The following is an 18,627-nucleotide window of genomic DNA, read 5'->3' as shown; positions in this document are numbered from 1 at the left end:
ACACGCGCACGGTCCGGGCATTGGGTCCACCCGTCGCCGTCACGGGCGCGCGCCGGCGGCCCGGAGCCGCGCGGCGATCGCGGCCTGGCCGCGGCGTTCGGCATACGCGAGCGGCGTGACGCCCTCGCGGTCGGCAAGATTGACGTCGGCGCCGGCGGCGATCAGTAGGCGGACGATCTCGGTGTGCGCCGGCCCGCCATCGCCGAGGATGATCGCTTCCAGCAGCGCCGTCCAGCCGAGGCGATTGACATGATCGACGGTGATCGGCGTGGTGAGCAATTCGCGCACGACTTCGACGTGACCGTAATGCGCCGCCGGGATCAAGGCCGTGCCGCCGAAACGGTTGACGCTGGCGAGGTCGGCGCCGTTGGCGAGCGTGAGGCGGAGGATATCGAGATATCCCCGGGCGCCGGCGAGCAGATAGGGGCTGTCGTCGATGCGGTCCTTGGCGTTGACATCGGCGCCAGCGGCGATCAGCACTTTCGCCGCCGCGACATGATTGCCCTGGGTCGCCGCGAGCAGCGCGGTGCGGCCCGTTTCGTCGCGCGCCACAACGCCGGCGCCGCCGGCGATCAGGCGGCTCACCTCCGGCGCGTCGCCGCGTGCCGCCGCGGCGATCAACGCGCGATCCGTGTCGGTTTGCGCCGCCGCCGATCCCGGTCCGGCGCCGAGGACCAGGAGAAAAACCATTAGGGCAAGGCGTACCGTCGCCACGGCTCAGCAGCGCCCGAGTCGCGGCGGGCCGGCGTCGGTCGCCGCCGTACCATGAACCATTCGCTCGATGCCGGCCCAATACGCCGCTGCCTCGCACATCGGGCACGGGCGCGAGCTGGAATAGAGCGTGCAGCCGGAAAGATCGCGCCGGCCGAGCCGCCGCGCGGCGTCGCGGATCGCCTCCATCTCCGCGTGCGCGGTCGGGTCGCCGCGCGTCACCACCGCGCTCGGCGCCTGACCGACGATCCGCCCGTCGCGCGCCACGACCGCGCCGTAGGCCTGATCGCCGGCGGCCTCCGCCTGGCGGCGCATGGCGAAGGCGCGATCGAGGAATGCCGTGGGTCCGGCCGCGTCAGGCTGGGCGAACGGGGCGTCGGCGCCGGCGGCCGCCGGACGGCCGCGTAAGGAAAGCGTCAGCGCCAACCCAAGCAGCGCCGTCGTGCGCAGCCAGAAGCGGCGCGACAGGGTTTTCGGCGGTTCGCCAGGCGGTACCGGTTTGGTCATGAGCCCTCATAATTACGGGTTTCGGCGAAGTTGACAATTTGTCCTAATTATGTAAATATACCTATTATTAGGTCCATTGTCAAGGAGCCTTCCGCCATGTCATCCGACGCCTGGGCCGATTCCTGGCCCTTTCCCCCGCCGCCCGATCCGCCCACCTTCCCGATTCGCCGCCGCCGCCGGAAAACGCCCGTGGCCGGGGCCGGCGGCGCACCCGAACTGAACCCGCGGCAGGAGCGCTTCTGCGAATTGTACGTCGCCACCGGCAACGCCGCCGAGGCGGCGCGGGGCGCGGGGTATTCGGAACGGGCGGCGCGGTTCCAGGGCCACCGGCTGCTCAAGGACGCGCGCGTCCGCGCGCGGCTCGACACCCTGCGAACGGCGCTCGCCGACAAGATCGACGCCGGCCTGATCCTGGGGCGGCTCGAAAACCTCTACCGCCTCGCCGAGCGCGACGGCGTCTACGGCTCCGCCGCGCGCATTCTCCTGCTCATGGCCCGGATGATCGGCGTCGATCACAGCTGTTCGGCGATGTACCTGCGCTCGCCCGAACGCCGCCCCGAGCCGCCCCTGCCCTCGGCGGTCGAGGTGTGCAAGGCCTGGCTCGCGGAACACGGCCCGGCCCCCTTCCCCCGCCGCCCCGAGGCCGACGACCCGGACATCTACGGCATGGACATCGATCTCCCCGATCCCCCGGCGCCGAAATCCCCGGATTCGGGCGAGGGCGGCGCGCCATGACTACAAATGCCTACACGAATCGAGCGGTTTCCCGCCCGATCAAGGGCTTAGGGCCGTTTACCCCGGTGTTGTCCCGGCGCAAGCTTGCTCCGGCCCGGGCGAATCCCCGTGTCGCGCGGACGAATCCCTGCGCGCGCTCCCGCTTCGCTCGCCGCACTCGGCGCGACGCCCGGCTTGTCGAGGCCCAATTCGAACGCCTCCAGCCGGCGGATTTCGTCGCGAAGGCGCGCCGCTTCCTCGAATTCCAGATTGGCGGCGGCGTCCTTCATGCGCTTGTCCAAGGCGTCGAGATGGGCGCGGAGATTGTGGCCGACCAGATGCGCGTCGCCGGAAACGCCGGTATCGACGGTGACGTAATCCTGCTCGTAGACGGAGGCGAGCGCGTCGGCGATGCCCTTCTTCACGCTCGCGGGGGTGATGCCGTGGAGGGCGTTGTAGGCCTGCTGCTTCTGCCGGCGCCGCTCGGTCTCGCCGATCGCGAACTTGAGGGATTCGGTCAGGACGTCGGCATACAGCAGCACGCGCCCTTCGATGTTGCGCGCGGCCCGGCCGATGGTCTGGATCAGGCTGGTCTTGGACCGGAGGAACCCTTCCTTGTCCGCGTCGAGGATGGCGACCAGGGCGCATTCGGGGATGTCGAGCCCCTCGCGCAGCAGGTTGATGCCGACCAGCACGTCGAACGCGCCGAGCCGGAGATCGCGCATGATCTCGATCCGCTCCAGCGTCTCGATGTCGGAGTGCATGTAGCGCACCCGCACGCCGTGTTCGTGGAGATACTCGGTCAGGTCCTCGGCCATGCGCTTGGTCAGCACGGTCACCAGCGAACGGAAGCCCCGGGCCGCCGTCGCCTTGATCTCCTTCATCAGGTCGTCCACCTGGCCGCCGGCCGGGCGGACGACGCAGAGCGGATCGATCAGCCCGGTCGGGCGCACCACCTGCTCGATCACCGCGCCGCCGGTCTTTTCCAGCTCCCACGGGCCGGGCGTCGCCGACACGAACACGGTCGCCGGGCGCATCGCCTCCCATTCCTCGAACTTCAAGGGCCGGTTGTCGACGCAGGACGGCAAGCGAAAGCCGTATTCGGCGAGCGTCGATTTCCGGTTGTAGTCGCCGCGATACATGCCGCCCAGCTGCGGCACGGTGACGTGGCTTTCGTCCACCACCAAGAGCGCGTTTTCGGGCAGGTATTCGAACAGCGTCGGCGGCGGCTCGCCCGGGTTGCGTCCGGTCAAGTAGCGCGAATAGTTCTCGATCCCGCTGCAATGGCCGGTGGTTTCCAGCATTTCGAGGTCGAGCATGGTGCGCTGCTCGATGCGCTCCGCCTCCAGGTGGCGGCCTTGCCCCAGGAAATGGGCGATGCGCTCCTTCAACTCCGCCTTGATCTTGGGGATCGCCTGCAGAATGGTCGGGCGCGGCGTCACGTAGTGGCTGTTGGGAAAGACGGTGACGGCGGCCAGCGTCGCCGCTTTTTCGCCGGTGAGCGGGTCGATTTCCCACAAGCCCTCGATCTCGTCGCCGAACAGCGACAGGCGCCAGGCGCGGTCTTCCAGGTGCGAAGGGAAGATTTCCACCACGTCGCCGCGGACGCGGAAGGTGCCGCGGGCGAAATCGTGGTCGTTCCGCCGGTACTGCAGCTCGACCAGGCGTTTCTGGAGCGCGTTGCGCTCGATCCGCCCGCCGGCCTCCAGCGTCAGGATCATTTCCGAATAGGTCTCGACCGCGCCGATGCCGTAGATGCAGGAGACCGAGGCGACGATGACCGTGTCGCTCCGTTCCAGCAGCGCGCGGGTGGCGGCGTGGCGCATGCGGTCGATCTGCTCGTTGATCGAAGCGTCCTTCTCGATGTAGGTGTCGGTGCGCGGGACGTAGGCCTCGGGCTGGTAGTAGTCGTAGTAACTCACGAAATACTCGACCGCGTTTTCGGGAAAGAACCCCTTCATCTCGGCGTAGAGCTGCGCGGCGAGCGTCTTGTTGGGCGCCAGCACCAGGGTCGGGCGCTGCAGGTTCTGGATCATGTGCGCGACCGTGAAGGTCTTGCCCGAGCCGGTGACGCCGAGCAGCACCTGCTCGCGCTCGCCCGCCTTGGCGCCCGCGATCAGTTTTTCGATCGCCTGCGGCTGGTCGCCGGCCGGGGCGTAGTCGGAAACGAGCTTGAATTTGCGCCCGTCGGCGAGCGGCGCGCGCTTGGGGGGCGTGAAAATCTCGGGATTGACGAAGTTTGGCGCGGTCATGGATGCAAAGGGTTTTCAGATTGGGCAATAAAAATAACCGTCGCGGCGCGGCGCCTGCGCCTCGGTGGCGACGGCCTTGCGCAGCGCCCGGTAGGGCCGATGCCAAGTCCGTCGCGTCAGGATTTCGAACAGGCGCCGGCGTCCCTCGCCGCCGGATGCGCGCCTCGGCACCTCGACGTAGCCGTAATACGCCTTCAGCAGCCGGATCATGGCGCGCACCGACGCGTTGACCGCGTCGTCGTAACAGACGATCCCGCCGACCGGCAACATGCGGTTGAGCAGGAACGCCTCGAACGCGAGCTGATCGAAGGATTTCCAGCCGTCGACGAACACGAAATCGAACGCCTCCCCGGCGAGGGCGAGGCGCGGCAGCACCAGTTCGGACGGCTCCTCGATCAGGCGGTGCCGGGCGGCGTCGGGCGACGCGGCGAGAAGCTCGCGCCCGAGCCGATTGAATTCGTCCGCGCTCCAGTCGATCGAGGTCACGCGCCCGTGGGTCGCGCGCGTCGCGTGCAGCATGTAGAGCGCCGTGCTGCCGGTGCCGAAGCCGGTTTCCAGGCACGCCTTGCACCCGTGCCCGACGATCAGGGCGTGAAGAAAGTCCCCTTCGTCGGGCGGGCAAAAGGGATAGCCGGGGCGCGCCGTCCGCACGATGTGTTCGCGCGGCTCCGCCGTTTCGGCCAACGGCCGGTAGGCGAGCGCGCCTTTGATCGCCGATTTGAGCCTGGCAAGCATCGATGGCGTCCTGGCCGTGGCGTCCGCCGGCCGGCGGAAAAAGTCCGGATTAGCGGTTGCGGGAAGCCGCCCGGGATTTTACTGTCCGCCTCGCCGAATTCCACCCCCGCTCTCCCGCATCGGATTACGCCCATGCCCTTCATCGCCCAGCGCCTCGCCCGCATCAAGCCGTCGCCGACCATCGCCGTCAGCCAGAAGGCGCGCGCGCTGAAGGCGGAAGGCCGCGACGTCATCGGCCTCGGCGCGGGCGAGCCCGACTTCGACACCCCCGACCACATCAAGAGGGCGGCCAAGGCGGCCATCGACCGCGGCGAGACCAAATACACCGACGTCCAGGGCACGGTCGAACTGCGCAAGGCGATTTCGGCCAAGTTCAAGCGCGAGAACGGGCTCGACTACACGCCCGAGCAGATCACCGTCGGCACCGGCGGCAAGCAGGTGCTCTACAACGCGTTCATGGCGACGCTGGACGCGGGCGACGAGGTCATCATCCCGGCGCCCTATTGGGTGTCGTATCCGGACATGGTCCTGCTCGCCGACGGCAAGCCGGTGTTCATCCCCTGCCCGGCCGCCAACGGATTTCGCCTGAAGCCCGCCGATTTGGAAAAGGCGATCACGCCACGGACCAAGTGGCTGATCCTGAATTCGCCATCCAATCCGACCGGCGCCGGCTACCGCGCCGCCGATCTCAGGGCGCTCGCCGATGTTTTGCTCCGGCATCCGCAGGTCTGGATCCTGACCGACGACATGTACGAGCATCTCGTCTACGACGATTTCAAGTTCGCGACCATCGCCGAGGTCGAGCCGAAGCTCTATGCGCGCACGCTCACCATGAACGGCGTCTCCAAGGCCTATTGCATGACCGGCTGGCGCATCGGCTACGGCGGCGGGCCGGCGGAACTGATCAAGGCGATGAACGCGGTGCAATCGCACAGCACCTCGAACCCGAGTTCCATCAGCCAGGCGGCGAGCGTCGCCGCGCTCAACGGGCCGATCGACTTCATCGCCCGCCAGAACGAGGTGTTCAAAAGCCGCCGCGACCTGGTGGTGTCCATGCTCAACCAGGCGAAGGGCATTTCCTGCCCGAGGCCCGAGGGCGCGTTCTACGTCTATCCCAGTTGCGCCGGCGTCATCGGCAAGAAGACGCCCAGGGGCCAAACCATCGGCAACGACGGCGATTTCGCGACCGCGCTGCTGGAGGCCGAGGGCGTCGCCGTGGTCCAGGGCGAGGCGTTCGGGCTCAGCCCGCACTTTCGCATTTCCTACGCGACCGCGACCGAACTGCTGGAAGACGCCTGCCGGCGCATCCAGCGTTTCTGCGCGACGCTGACGTGACGCATTGACCGCGATCAAGCGCGGGATTCCGGGCGCGCCCGTTTTTGCTTGAATCCGCCGCCGGGCGGGCTAACCTTTTCCTCCAACCAAAGCGCGGGCCGTGCCCTGCCTTTCGGGACGGACCCGCCCACAACGCCGGGAGGGACCATGCCTAAGCCACCGTCCGGCCCCAGGGTCGCGGCCCTGGTCGGCCCTTACCTCAGCGGCAAGACCGCGCTGCTCGAAAGCCTGCTGTTCCATTGCGGCGCGATCCCGCGCAAGGGCTCGCGCAAGGAGGGCACCACGGTCGGCGACGCATCGCCGGAATCGCGCGCGCGCGGCTCCGGCACCGAGGTCAACGTCGCCTCGGCCGAATACCTGGGCGAGAGGTGGAGCTTCCTCGACTGCCCCGGCTCGATCGAGCTGCTGCAGGAATCCGAAAACGCCCTGATGGTCGCCGACGTGGCGGTGGTGGTGTGCGAATCCGACGTCGGCCGCGCCATGACCCTGGCGCCGCTCCTGAAATTTCTCGACGACAAGGACATCCCGCATCTTCTGTTCGTCAACAAGATGGACACCGCCTCGGGCAGCGTGAAGGAAACCCTCGACGCCCTGCAGGGGCTGTCGCGCCACCCGCTGGTGATGCGCGAAATCCCGATCCGCGAGGGCGACAAGGTGGTCGGCCACGTCGATCTGGTGAGCGAACGCGCGTTCCGCTGGACGCCGGGCAAGGTGTCCGAACTGATCCAGATCCCGGACAAGGAAAAGCCGCGCGAGGCCAAGGCGCGGACCGAGATGCTGGAGGCGCTCGCCGATTTCGACGACAAGCTGCTCGAACAGCTTTTGGAGGACACGGTGCCGCCGCCCGCGGCCATCTATGCGACGCTGGCCAAGGACATGGCCGAATCGAAGGTGGTGCCGGTGTTCTTCGGCTCGGCCGAGCGCGACCACGGGGTGCGGCGGCTGTTGAAAGCGCTCCGCCACGAAACGCCCGACGCGGGCGCGGCGGCCAAGCGGCTCGGCCTTGATGCCGGCAACGGCGCGGCGGCGGCGGTGTTCAAGACCCTGTACGCGGGCCATACCGGCAAGTTGTCGATCGCGCGCGTGCTTTCCGGCGAGATCGCGGAAGGCGCGACCATGGGCGGCGTGCGGGTCGGCGGGCTTCTCCGCCTCGCCGGCGGCAAGCAGGAGAAGACCGCCAAGGCCGGAACCGGCGAGGTGGTCGCGTTGGCCCGCACCGAGGGCCCGGCGACCGGACACGCGCTGACCGCGGCCGGGCTCAAGGCGATTCCCAAGTGGCCGGAGAAACTGGCGCCCCTGTTCGCGCTCGCCATCCACGCGGAAAAGCGCGAGGACGACGTCAAGCTTTCCGGCGCGCTCACCAAGCTGATCGAGGAGGATCCGTCGCTTTCCTTCGGCCCCAATGTCGATACCGGCGAATTCCTGCTTTGGGGCCTCGGCGAAATCCATTTGCAGATCGCGCTCGAGCGCCTGAAGCAGCGCTTCAACCTCGCGATCAAGGCGAAAAAGCCGCAGGTGCCCTACAAGGAAACCATCCGCAAGGGCATTGCGCAACACGCCCGCCAGAAGAAGCAATCGGGCGGCCACGGCGAATTCGGCGACGTGCACGTGGAAATCAAGCCGCTGCCGCGCGGCTCGGGATTCACCTTCACCAATTCCATCGTCGGCGGCGCGATTCCGAAGAACTACATTCCGGCGGTCGAAGCCGGCGTGCGCGAGGCGCTGGCGCGCGGGCCGCTCGGCTTTCCGGTGGTCGATCTCGCGGTCGAACTGACCGACGGCCAGTACCACAGCGTCGACAGCTCCGACATGGCGTTCAAGAAGGCGGGCGCGCTCGCCATGCGCGAGGGCCTGCCCGCGTGCCAGCCGGTGCTGCTGGAACCCATCTGCCACGTGGAGATCGCGATCCCGAGCGAATTCACCTCCAAGGCGCAGCGCCTGGTCTCGGGGCGGCGCGGCCAGATTCTCGGCTTCGACGCCAAGGCCGACTGGAAGGGCTGGGACCAGGTGCAGGTGCTGCTGCCCCAGGCCGAGATGCACGACTTGATCGTCGAGTTGCGCTCGGCGACCCTCGGGGTCGGCACCTTCGCCTGGCGCTTCGATCACCTGCAGGAGTTGACCGGCAAGCTCGCCGACCAGGTCATCGCCGAGCGCCAGCACGCGGCGGCGGCGCAATAGAAACGGCCCGCTCCGGTTTCCCGGAACGGGCCGTTCGATGGTATCGCCGGCGCGGGTCAGGCGCCGAACGTGAACCGGCTGCCGGTCGAGGACAGAATCAGTTTTTCCGGCATTTGCGCCGCGACGGCGTTGATGAAGTTCGTCCCGCTGCAATGCATCGGGATCATGTAGTCGACGTCGAGCTTTTTCAGTTCCGCCATCACCTGGTCGAGATAGGGTTTCGGCGCCGGGGCGAGGTGGAACCCGCCGACCAGCGCGTGCACCTTGTCGATTCCCGACACTTCCCGGGCGCGCAGGATGCTGTTGACGACGCCGGCGTGGCCGCACGACGAGATCACGACCAGGCCCCGGTTCTTCACGTTGAAGCAGGTCGCATGCTCGTGATAGTGCTCGTCGGCGACGATCTTGCCCTGCAATTCCGCCGGCGCGAAGTGGCTGGCGTTGCAGCCGAGGCCGTCGGCGCGCACCGCCAGTTCGACCATGGTGTTGGGCAGGACCTTTTCGACGCTGCGCCGGGGAATCGCGCCGGTGGTGAAAACATGGCCGCCGATCACGGCCGGATTCTCGGCGAGCGCGAGCTTCACCTTCTGCGCCGCCACCTCGCGCCGGTCGAGCGCGCCCCATTCGTTGAAGACGCCGGGCTTCGGCGTGCGCGTGTGCCGCATGCAGAAGTTGTCCTCGCCGCCGGTGTAGAGCGTCAGATCGGCGGGCATCCTGGCGCGGTGCTTCTGCAAAAATCCGACCAGGCCGCCGAAATGATCGTAATGGCCGTGGCTGACGATCAAGCCGCCGATCTTGGACGGGTCGAGGTCGAGCATGTCGACGTTGTGGTTGAGCACCTCGGGCGAGCCGCCGAAGTCGAGCATATGGGTCCGCTGGTCCCCGTCCTTGGTCGATTCGAGCAGCAGCGACAGGCCCCAATCGTTGTGCAACGTCCGTTTCGCCCGCGGCGGCGGCAGGCCGCGCACCCGCTCGACCTTCACGTCCTTGGGCGATTCGCCGCTGATGAAGATGTCGTGGCTGCTGTCCGAGACCACCCGGATCGAAAGCCGGTCCACCGTCGGAACCGCGATCCGGGCCGCCTGCGCATGGGCGCGGGAGTCGTGCAGGACCGTGCCCGCGAAGGCAACGCCCACCGTCGCGGCCGTCCCTTGCAGGAACCCGCGCCGGTCGATTTCGTTGGTCATGGAATTTTCCTCCCTATGGAAAGCGCGCCGGTATCTCCCCTCTCCGGCCCGCGACCGAAAGCATACTCGGATACTCGGCCAAAAAAAAACCGGGTCCCGAAGGACCCGGCGAGTTAAACAGGGAGGCTTCACGTCTGGGAGACGCAAGGGGCCGGAAACCGGTCCCTTCTTCCGGGCATTGCACCCGGAACACGTACCCGTGCCCTTTAAAATCCTCGGGGGCGCGGGAAACTCGGGGGATGTCGGACGCGACTACGTTTGCGCCGCAACATCACACATTGTGAATGTATGAGTATTTTCAGGGATAAAGCAGCGCTAATATTTCAATGCAGTTATGCGTTTAATGAATGTCTAGGATGGAACATTAGTGGATCGTCATGCTTTTTTGCCGATTGTATCCTATCTATTTGATATAAATAGATAATAAAAGTATCGGGGCCGCTCATGCTGAGGCGGCTGCCAAGGAAAATATCAGCTCGCCGCCAGGATATAGGCCGAGGGGGATTTCGCCGCCCGCAGCCTGGAAAGCACCCAATCGCGGAATACGATGACGCGCTTGGAGGCCTTCAGTTCCTCCGGGTAGACGAAATACATCTCGGCCGTCGGGCCTTTGGCCTCGGGCAGGATTTCGACCAGGTTGGTCGATTCGTGGCTCATGTATTCGGGCAGCGTGCCGATGCCGAGGCCGCTTTGCACCGCGCGGAAAATGCCGAAGGCGCTGTTGACCCGCAATACCGCGCGCCGGGGCCGGCCCGGCTGCGCCCCGACATCCAACAGCCAGTTCAGGTTGGCGACCGGCGGCGTCGCGTCCTCGCCGTAGACGATGATGCGATGGTCGTCGAGGTCGCGCGGCGTCTTCGGCATGCCGTGCTCCTTGAGATATTCGGGCGTCGCGAAAATCCCGTAGCGCATCGTCAGCACGTGGCGCTGGATCAGGTCGGGCTGGCGCGGCTTGGTGAGGCGAATGGCGACGTCGGCCTCGCGCATGGACAGATCGAGCTCGCTGTCGGCCAGGATCAACGACACGTCCACGTCGGGATAGAGCGACAGGAATTCGCGGATGCGGGGCGTGAGCCAGATCGAGCCGAACGCGACGGTGGTGGTGACCTTGAGCGGGCCCTCGGGTTTTTCGCGCGCTTCGGCGATCATCGCCTCGGTCATGGCGAGCTTGGCGAAGATTTCGTGCGCCGCGCGATAGAGGATTTCGCCCTGCTCGGTCAGGATCAGCCCGCGGGCGTGGCGGTGGAAGAGCGTCACGTTGAGCGCGCCTTCGAGCGCGCCGATCTGGCGGCTGACCGCCGATTGGCTGAGGCTCAGCTTTTCGCCGGCATGGGTGAAGCTGCCGGCTTCGGCCACGGCGTGAAAGACGCGCAGCTTATCCCAATCCATCCGCGAGGTTTCGCGCAGCGTGAGCGGCGTCATCGGCATGGTCCTTGTCTCAGGTTATCGCGATCATTGCGCCGCTTCCGCCGCCGCCGCCGCGACGGTCGCGAGAAAATGTCCGGCCTCGATCGCGCTCATGCAGCCGGTTCCGGCGGCGGTCACCGCCTGGCGGAAATGGCGGTCCTGCACGTCGCCGGCGGCGAACACGCCCGCGACGTTGGTCGCCGTGCTGCCGGGGCGGGTGACGAGATAGCCCTCGCCGTCCATGTCGAGCTGGCCCTTGAAGATTTCGGTGTTCGGCGTGTGGCCGATGGCGACGAACAGGCCGTCGACCGGGAACGACGACACCGCGCCGGTCTTGACGTTGCGAAGCTTGAGCGACGCCAAGGCGACCGGCGCGCCCGCGCCCACCGCCTCGTCCACCACCGTATCCCAGACGACCGAAATCTTCGGATGGTCGAACAGGCGTTTCTGCATGATTTTTTCGGCGCGCAGCGAATCGCGCCGGTGGATCAGGGTCACGCGCTGGGCGTGGTTGGCGAGAAACAGCGCTTCCTCCACCGCCGTGTTGCCGCCGCCGACCACCGCCACCTGCTTGCCGCGGAAAAAGAACCCGTCGCAGGTGGCGCAGGCGGAAACGCCGAAGCCGCGCAACGCCTCCTCGCCCGGAATGCCGAGCCAGCGGGCCGACGCGCCGGTCGCCACGATCAGGGCGTCGCCGGTGTAGCGGTCGCCGGAATCGCCTTCGGCGACGAACGGCCGGCGCGCGAGATCGACCTTGACGACCTGGTCCTGGACGAAGCGGGTGCCGACGTGCTCCGCCTGCTTTTGCATCTGTTCCATCAGCCACGGGCCCTGGACCGTCTCGGCGAAGCCGGGATAGTTTTCGACGTCGGTGGTGATGGTCATCTGCCCGCCCGGCTGCGGCCCGGCGACCAGCAGCGGACGCCACGCGGCGCGGGCGGCGTAGATCGCGGCGGTGAGCCCGGCGGGGCCCGAACCGAGAATGAGAACCGGCGCGTGATGGGTGGCGGGCATAGCGACTCCGATCGTGGACGGAACAAGACGGGGGAAGGAGACGGGGACGGACGGCTTTCTTCCTTCCCGACAAGGTAATGGTCCCGCCGCGCCATGCAAGCCGCGCATGGCTTTGGTCGTTTGAACCGGAAAAATCCGGCCGTTTTGTAATTTTATTGCGCCATCCCGGGGCTCGCGGTAACTTCCGGCCCCATGCCCCAGAAAGTGAAGCTCGATCGGGTGGACCGCCGGATTCTCGCCGACCTGCAGTCGGACGGGCGCATGACCAACGTCGAGCTCGCCAAACGCGCCGGCATTTCCGCGCCGCCGTGTCTTCGGCGCGTGCGCGCGCTGGAGGACTCCGGCCTGATCCGGGGCTACCACGCCGAGGTCGACGCCAAGGCGCTCGGCTACCAGGTGACCGTGTTCGCCCAGGTCGGCCTGTCGTCCCAGGCCGAGCACGACCTGGACGCGTTCGAGCGCACGGTGCGGAGCTGGCCCGAAGTGCGCGAGTGCCACATGCTCGCGGGCGAGACCGATTTTCTGCTCAAGATCGTCGCCCGCGACTGGGAGGATTACCAACGCTTCCTCACCACCAAGCTGACCCCGGCCGCCAACGTCACCCACGTCAAGTCCGCGCTGTCGATCCGCGCCAGCAAGCACGAGCCGGGCGTGCCGATCGCGGTCGAGGGCGAATAAGCATCGCCCTCACGCATCGCCGAGGCGCACGCGCGTGCCGGCGCCCTCGGCGAGCGCGCGCGCGTGGACCAGGGCGGCGGCGGCCACGTCCTGCAACGCGGTGCCGGTCGAATCGAACAGCGTGATCTCGTCCGCGCTTTCCCGCCCGGGTCGGCGCCCCGTCAGCACGTCGGCGAGTTCGGCGTGCGCGTCGTCCACCGTCATCGCGCCGGCGGCGACGGCGTGATGGAGATCGCCGATCTCGGCGCATTGCGCGCGCACGTCGCACACCACCTTGGCGGAGGCCATCAGATCGGGGGCGATTTCCTGCTTCTCCTCCGAATCGGCCCCGACCGCGGCGACGAACGCGCCCGGCCGCACCATGGCGCGATCGAGGAACCAGCGCTTGGCGGGCGTGCAGGTGACGATCAGGTCGCTCGCCCGCGCGGCCCGGGCGAGATCGGTCGCGATTTCGACCGGAACGCCGAGGTCCCGGCTCATGTCGGCCGCGAACGTTCGCGCGCGCGCGGAATCGACATCGACGGCGAAGATTTTTTCGAGCGGGCGCACGAGGGCGAGGGCGCGCAATTGGGCGCGGCTTTGCGCGCCGAGCCCGCAGACGGTGGCGACGCGGGCGTCCTCGCGGGCAAGTCTTTTTGCCGCCACGCCGGTCGCCGCCGCCGTGCGCAAGACGGTGATCGATCCCGAATCCATGACCGCGAGCGGAAAACCGTTTTCCGCGTCGCTCAGCACCACCACGCCCTGGATGGTCGGCAGGCCGAAGCGCGCCGCGTTGCCCGGGAAATTGGCGTTGAGCTTGGCGGCGAACCGGGATTGCGGTCCGCTCACGCCCGCCGCCTTGACGTGAAAGCCGCCGCCCGAAACGTGGACGCCGAGGATCGCGGGGCCGAACGCACGGGATTCGGCGTGGGCGACGAAGGCTTGTTCGACCGCCGTCATGCACGAGGGCAGATCGAGCAGACGCCAGACATCGGCGGCGGTCAGGACGAGAGTGGCTTTGGGAATTTCGGTATCGGATCGCGGGTCCATGCGGTTCCTCCTCCGTGCGGTACGGATGGGAACACAGCGCTTGGACGGAGATCCGCCTGGACGAAACCGGGCGGCCGTGGTCGGCCCGGCCCGGCCAAATTAGCATTCGGGCGGCGCGCCCGGCAAGCCGGGGGATTACTTGTAGCTGACCTTGACCACTTCGTAGGCTTTGGAGCCGCGCGGGGTCGCGACCTCGACCGTATCGCCCAAAGTCTTGCCGATGAGCGCGCGGCCGAGCGGCGAAGTCACCGAAATGCGCCCCTTGCCGATGTCCGCTTCGTGGCTGCCGACGATGCGATAATTGGATTCCTCGTCGGTGTCGAGATCGGCGAGCATCACGTTCGCGCCGAACCGGACCACGTCGCCCGACAATTTCGAGGCGTCGATCACCTCGGCGCGCGAAATGATGTCTTCCAGTTCGGCGACGCGGCCTTCGATGAACCCCTGGCGTTCGCGCGCGGCGTGGTATTCGGCGTTCTCGGAAAGATCGCCGTGCTCGCGCGCCTCGGCGATCGCCCGGATCACCGCCGGGCGTTCGTCGTTCTTGAGCTTGCGCAACTCGTCCTCGAGCCGCGCCAGCCCTTCGGGCGTCATCGGAATCTTTTCCATCGGGCCCCTGTTTCGCATCCCCCGGCGTGGAACGGGTTCAAGGTATCGCCGGTCGCGCGCGCCCGCCAGCCCCTTTTTCGCGTCGCGCGGTCCCGTTCCGGGGGTTATGTCGGCCGCGCGATGTAGTTCTGCAGCGCGTTGACGTCGAACGCGCGGCCTCTCATGCCCTCGATCGCGACGACGGCGGCCTCGGCGCCGGCGAGCGTGGTGTAATGGGGCACGTTGTTGAGCAGCGCCTCGCGCCGGATCGATAAGCTGTCGGAAACCGCCTGCGCGCCCTCGGTGGTGTTGATGACCAGATGCACGTCGCCGTCGCGGATCGCGTCGACGCAATGGGGCCGCCCCTCGGCGACCTTGTTGACCGGCTTGACCTCGATTCCTTCGGCGGCGAGCGTGCGGCTGGTGCCCGAGGTCGCGATCAGCTTGAATCCGAGCCCGGCGAGGCGGCGCGCGAGCGGCGCAATCCGCGTCTTGTCCCGGTCCTTGACCGAAATGAACACGGTGCCCGCGCTGGGCAAGCGCGTGCCGGCGCCGAGCTGCGACTTGGCGAAGGCGAGCGCGAAATCGGAATCGACGCCCATCACCTCGCCGGTCGATTTCATTTCCGGGCCGAGGATCACGTCGACGCCGGGGAAGCGGGCGAAGGGGAACACCGCTTCCTTGACCGCGATGTGGCCGAGCGGCCGGTGGGTGCCCTTGAGGCCGAAGGCCGCGAGCTTTTCCCCGGCCATGACGCGCGCCGCGATCTTGGCGATCGGCACGCCGGTCGCCTTGGCGACGAACGGCACCGTGCGGCTGGCGCGCGGGTTGACCTCGAGGATGTAAATGGTTCCGTCCTTGATCGCGAACTGCACGTTCATCAGGCCGACCACGCCGAGCCCGCGCGCGAGCAGCTCGGTCTGGCGGGCGAGTTCGGCGATCTGTTCGGCGGGCAGCGAGTGCGGCGGCAGCGAGCAGGCCGAATCGCCGGAATGGATGCCGGCTTCCTCGACGTGCTGCATGATGCCGGCGACGTAGACGTCGGTGCCGTCGGCGAGCGCGTCGACGTCGACCTCGATCGCGTCCTGAAGATAGGAATCGATCAGCACCGGGCTCTTGCCGGAAACCTTGACCGCCTGCTTGACGTAGCGGCGAAGCTGCTCGACGTCGTGGACGATTTCCATGGCGCGGCCGCCGAGCACGTAGGAAGGCCGGATCACCACCGGATAGCCGATTTCGCCGGCGACTTTCTCCGCTTCCGCCGCCGAGCGCGCGGTGCGGTTGGCGGGCTGGCGCAGATCGAGCTTCTTGAGCAGTTTCTGGAACCGCTCGCGGTCCTCGGCGAGGTCGATGGCGTCGGGCGAGGTGCCGAGGATGGGAATGCCGGCGGCTTCGACCGCGGCGGCGAGCTTCAAGGGCGTCTGCCCGCCGAACTGGACGATGACGCCGAGAAGCTCGCCCTTCGACTGTTCGACCTTCAACAATTCGATGGTGTCTTCCGGCGTGAGCGGTTCGAAATAAAGCCGGTCGGAGGTATCGTAGTCGGTCGAGACCGTTTCCGGGTTGCAGTTGACCATGATCGCCTCGATGCCCGCCTCGCGGAGCGCAAAGGCGGCATGGCAGCAGCAGTAGTCGAACTCGATTCCCTGGCCGATGCGGTTGGGCCCGCCGCCCAGGATGGCGACTTTGCGCCGCTCGCTCGGGTCGGCCTCGGATTCGGGCGGGTTCGCCCCGTCGCCCTCGTAGGTGGAGTACATATAAGACGTGCGCGCGGGAAATTCGGCGGCGCAGGTGTCGACCCGCTTGTAGACCGGCCGCACGTCGAGCTTCCGGCGCGCCGCCGTCGCGTCGGCCTCGGCGACGCCGGCGAGATGCGCGATCCGTTCGTCGGAAAAGCCCATGCCCTTGAGCCGCGTCCAGCCGGCGCGCTCGGCGGGCAGACCCTTGGCCTTGATTTCGGCCTCGGCGGCGACGATGCCCTGGATCTGCTCCAGGAACCATTTGCCGTAGCGGCAGGCGGCGGCGATTTTTTCGATCGCGAGCCCCATGCGGAACGCTTCCGCGATCAGCAGCAGCCGGTCGGGCCGGTGCTGCGACAGCAGCCCGATCATGGCGTCGGCGTCGGGTGATCCCGCGAGTTGCCCGCCTAGCGGCGGGATGACATCGGGCGCATCAAGCCCGGCGAGCCCGGTTTCCATGGAGCGCAGGCCCTTTTGCAGGGCTTCGGCGAAGGTGCGGCCGATGGCCATGGCTTCGCCCACCGATTTCATCGAGGTGGTGAGCAGCGGCTCGGCGCCGGGGAACTTCTCGAAGGTGAAGCGCGGGATCTTCACCACCACGTAGTCGATGGTCGGCTCGAAGCTCGCGGGCGTGATGCCGGTGATGTCGTTCTTGAGCTCGTCCAAGGTGTAGCCGACCGCGAGCCGGGCCGCGACCTTGGCGATGGGAAAGCCGGTCGCCTTGGACGCCAGCGCCGAGGAGCGCGAGACGCGCGGGTTCATCTCGATCACCACCAGCCGGCCGGTGGCGGGATCGACCGCGAATTGGACGTTGGAGCCGCCGGTCTCGACGCCCACCTCGCGCAGCACCGCGATCGAGGCGTCGCGCATGATCTGGTATTCCTTGTCGGTGAGGGTGAGCGCGGGCGCGACCGTGATCGAATCGCCGGTGTGGATGCCCATCGGATCGACGTTCTCGATCGAGCAGACGATGATGCAGTTGTCGTTCTTGTCGCGCACCACCTCCATCTCGAATTCCTTCCAACCGAGGACCGATTCCTCGACCAGGACCGAGTGGACCGGCGAGGCGGCGAGCCCGCCGGCGACGATGGTTTCGAATTCGGAGCGGTTGTAGGCGATGCCGCCGCCGATGCCGCCGAGTGTGAAGGAAGGCCGGATGATGGCGGGAAGCCCGACCAGTTCGAGGGCCTCGCGCGCCTCGGGCATGGTCGTCACCAGGCGGCTTTTCGGCGTGGCGAGGCCGATCTTGGTCATGGCGTCGCGGAAGAGCTGGCGGTCCTCGGCCTTGGCGATGGCGTCGGCGCGCGCGCCGATCATCTCGATGTTGTGGCGCGCGAGCGCGCCGGAGCGGTGCAGATCCATGGCGCAGTTGAGCGCGGTCTGCCCGCCCATGGTCGGCAGCAGCGCGTCGGGCCTTTCGCGTTCGATGATGCGCTCGACGATTTCCGGCACGATCGGTTCGATGTAGGTGGCGTCCGCCATGCCGGGGTCGGTCATGATGGTGGCGGGATTGGAATTGACCAGAACGACGCGGTAGCCCTCCTCGCGCAGCGCCTTGCACGCCTGCGCGCCGGAATAGTCGAACTCGCACGCCTGGCCGATGACGATCGGCCCGGCGCCGACGATGAGGATCGATTTGATGTCCGTGCGCTTAGGCATGGGCTAAAACCGGCTCGAAAAGTGACGGTTTCTCGTGTATCCTGCGGGTCATGACCAAACTGCTCGACAAGGCCATCGCGGAAGCGCGCAAGCTCCCGCCCGAGGAACAGGACACCGTCGGCGCGATTATTCTCGAAGAGATCGCCGACGAACAGCGCTGGGCGAAAAAGTTCGCCGCGACCAAGGACCGGCTTTCCCGCTGGGCCGGCGAGGTGTTGGCGGAGATCGAGGCGGGCAAGGTTAGAGCGGGGTTGCCATAAAACTCCCTCCCCCCTTGCGGGGGAGGGCTGGGGTGGGGGGTGTCGCGAGATAGAGTTATATCGTGACGATCTCCCTCGCCCAACGCCTGAGAAAAAATCCGACCGACGCCGAAACCCGCCTGTGGTCGCGCTTGCGCCGCAAGCAACTCGCCGGTTTCCGTTTCCGCCGCCAAGTTCCGCTCGGTCCTTACGTCGCGGATTTCGTCTGCCTCGAAGCGCGACTTATCGTCGAGGCGGACGGCGGCCAGCACGCCGAACGCGCCGCCGACAACGTTCGCACGGCATGGCTGGAGGCCCAGGGCTATCGGGTGCTGCGTTTCTGGAACAACGACGTGCTCGGCAACACCGATGGAGTCATTCAAGCGGTCCGTTCCGCGCTCTCTAAATACCCCCCTCCCCAACCCTCCCCCGCAAGGGGGGAGGGGGAAAAGAGGAAACGATAAGTTTGCCTCCCCCCTTGTGGGGGAGGCCGCGAGCGCAAGTGAGCGGGTGGGGGGTATGTCGCGTATTTCTAGTGCCGTCATGAGAACAACCCTTTAATAAATGCTTCAAGCGCGTCTATTGCCTTCTTGGCCAACACGCCCACCACGGCATCCGGAATTTTACTCGCGATCATCGCTAACCTGTCGGCGAT

The 18,627-nt window shown here is 67.1% G+C and carries 16 protein-coding genes; 6 read left to right on the top strand and 10 right to left on the bottom strand.

Translation table 11 applies throughout. The annotated features are described in order from the left end of the window. Positions 1 to 39: 39 nt before the first annotated feature. Positions 40 to 690, bottom strand: a complete 651-nt coding sequence (locus FJ311_08975; protein ID MBM3951572.1) for an ankyrin repeat domain-containing protein — start codon at positions 688 to 690, stop codon at positions 40 to 42. A gap of 27 nt (positions 691 to 717) precedes the next feature. Continuing rightward, positions 718 to 1,218 (bottom strand): nucleoside deaminase, encoded by a 501-nt coding sequence (locus FJ311_08970; protein MBM3951571.1) that lies wholly within the window; start codon positions 1,216 to 1,218, stop codon positions 718 to 720. A 96-nt stretch (positions 1,219 to 1,314) separates the two neighbouring features. Between FJ311_08970 and FJ311_08965 the strand changes: the two genes are divergently transcribed. After that, a complete protein-coding gene (locus tag FJ311_08965; GenBank protein MBM3951570.1) occupies positions 1,315 to 1,953 on the top strand; it encodes a terminase small subunit in 639 nt (212 codons plus the stop codon). Positions 1,954 to 2,000: 47 nt separating this feature from the next. On the opposite strand, the gene uvrB is transcribed toward FJ311_08965, so the two are convergent. Both uvrB and FJ311_08955 read right to left on the bottom strand, forming a co-directional pair. Then, the gene (uvrB, locus tag FJ311_08960; GenBank protein ID MBM3951569.1) at positions 2,001 to 4,184 is read right to left on the bottom strand and encodes an excinuclease ABC subunit UvrB; all 2,184 of its coding nucleotides are present in this window, start codon (positions 4,182 to 4,184) and stop codon (positions 2,001 to 2,003) included. A 15-nt stretch (positions 4,185 to 4,199) separates the two neighbouring features. Continuing rightward, positions 4,200 to 4,919 (bottom strand): hypothetical protein, encoded by a 720-nt coding sequence (locus tag FJ311_08955; protein MBM3951568.1) that lies wholly within the window; start codon positions 4,917 to 4,919, stop codon positions 4,200 to 4,202. 132 nt (positions 4,920 to 5,051) lie between these two features. On the opposite strand from FJ311_08955, the gene FJ311_08950 reads away from it, so the two are divergent. Next, positions 5,052 to 6,254: a pyridoxal phosphate-dependent aminotransferase gene (locus tag FJ311_08950; protein ID MBM3951567.1), complete on the top strand. Its 1,203-nt coding sequence runs from the start codon at positions 5,052 to 5,054 to the stop codon at positions 6,252 to 6,254. Between the two features lie 147 nt (positions 6,255 to 6,401). Next, the gene (locus FJ311_08945) at positions 6,402 to 8,432 is read left to right on the top strand and encodes an elongation factor G (protein MBM3951566.1); all 2,031 of its coding nucleotides are present in this window, start codon (positions 6,402 to 6,404) and stop codon (positions 8,430 to 8,432) included. 56 nt (positions 8,433 to 8,488) lie between these two features. On the opposite strand, the gene FJ311_08940 is transcribed toward FJ311_08945, so the two are convergent. The 3 genes from FJ311_08940 to trxB all read right to left on the bottom strand — a co-directional run bounded on the left by FJ311_08940 (position 8,489) and on the right by trxB (position 12,040). Further along, the gene (locus tag FJ311_08940; protein MBM3951565.1) at positions 8,489 to 9,619 is read right to left on the bottom strand and encodes an MBL fold metallo-hydrolase; all 1,131 of its coding nucleotides are present in this window, start codon (positions 9,617 to 9,619) and stop codon (positions 8,489 to 8,491) included. A 471-nt stretch (positions 9,620 to 10,090) separates the two neighbouring features. Continuing rightward, complete coding sequence (locus FJ311_08935; GenBank protein MBM3951564.1) at positions 10,091 to 11,008, bottom strand: LysR family transcriptional regulator; 918 nt, start codon at positions 11,006 to 11,008, stop codon at positions 10,091 to 10,093. 63 nt (positions 11,009 to 11,071) lie between these two features. After that, on the bottom strand, positions 11,072 to 12,040 hold the full coding sequence (gene trxB / locus FJ311_08930; protein MBM3951563.1) for a thioredoxin-disulfide reductase: 969 nt from the start codon (positions 12,038 to 12,040) through the stop codon (positions 11,072 to 11,074). 192 nt (positions 12,041 to 12,232) lie between these two features. On the opposite strand from trxB, the gene FJ311_08925 reads away from it, so the two are divergent. Beyond that, positions 12,233 to 12,718, top strand: coding sequence for an Lrp/AsnC family transcriptional regulator (locus tag FJ311_08925; GenBank protein ID MBM3951562.1), 486 nt, complete (start codon positions 12,233 to 12,235; stop codon positions 12,716 to 12,718). 9 nt (positions 12,719 to 12,727) lie between these two features. On the opposite strand, the gene FJ311_08920 is transcribed toward FJ311_08925, so the two are convergent. The 3 genes from FJ311_08920 to carB all read right to left on the bottom strand — a co-directional run bounded on the left by FJ311_08920 (position 12,728) and on the right by carB (position 17,733). Beyond that, complete coding sequence (locus FJ311_08920; protein ID MBM3951561.1) at positions 12,728 to 13,747, bottom strand: ornithine cyclodeaminase family protein; 1,020 nt, start codon at positions 13,745 to 13,747, stop codon at positions 12,728 to 12,730. Positions 13,748 to 13,882: 135 nt separating this feature from the next. Further along, positions 13,883 to 14,356: a transcription elongation factor GreA gene (gene greA / locus FJ311_08915; GenBank protein MBM3951560.1), complete on the bottom strand. Its 474-nt coding sequence runs from the start codon at positions 14,354 to 14,356 to the stop codon at positions 13,883 to 13,885. Positions 14,357 to 14,460: 104 nt separating this feature from the next. After that, on the bottom strand, positions 14,461 to 17,733 hold the full coding sequence (carB, locus tag FJ311_08910) for a carbamoyl-phosphate synthase large subunit (protein MBM3951559.1): 3,273 nt from the start codon (positions 17,731 to 17,733) through the stop codon (positions 14,461 to 14,463). Between the two features lie 50 nt (positions 17,734 to 17,783). Between carB and FJ311_08905 the strand changes: the two genes are divergently transcribed. Both FJ311_08905 and FJ311_08900 read left to right on the top strand, forming a co-directional pair. Continuing rightward, positions 17,784 to 17,993: a hypothetical protein gene (locus FJ311_08905; protein ID MBM3951558.1), complete on the top strand. Its 210-nt coding sequence runs from the start codon at positions 17,784 to 17,786 to the stop codon at positions 17,991 to 17,993. Positions 17,994 to 18,052: 59 nt separating this feature from the next. Beyond that, a complete protein-coding gene (locus FJ311_08900; GenBank protein MBM3951557.1) occupies positions 18,053 to 18,436 on the top strand; it encodes an endonuclease domain-containing protein in 384 nt (127 codons plus the stop codon). Positions 18,437 to 18,627: the final 191 nt, after the last annotated feature.

This window comes from Rhodospirillales bacterium (genome assembly GCA_016872535.1).
Taxonomy (GTDB): Bacteria; Pseudomonadota; Alphaproteobacteria; order Rhodospirillales; family 2-12-FULL-67-15; genus 2-12-FULL-67-15.
The sequence above is the reverse complement of the archived record's forward strand: the minus strand, read 5'-3'. Positions and strand labels throughout refer to the sequence as shown.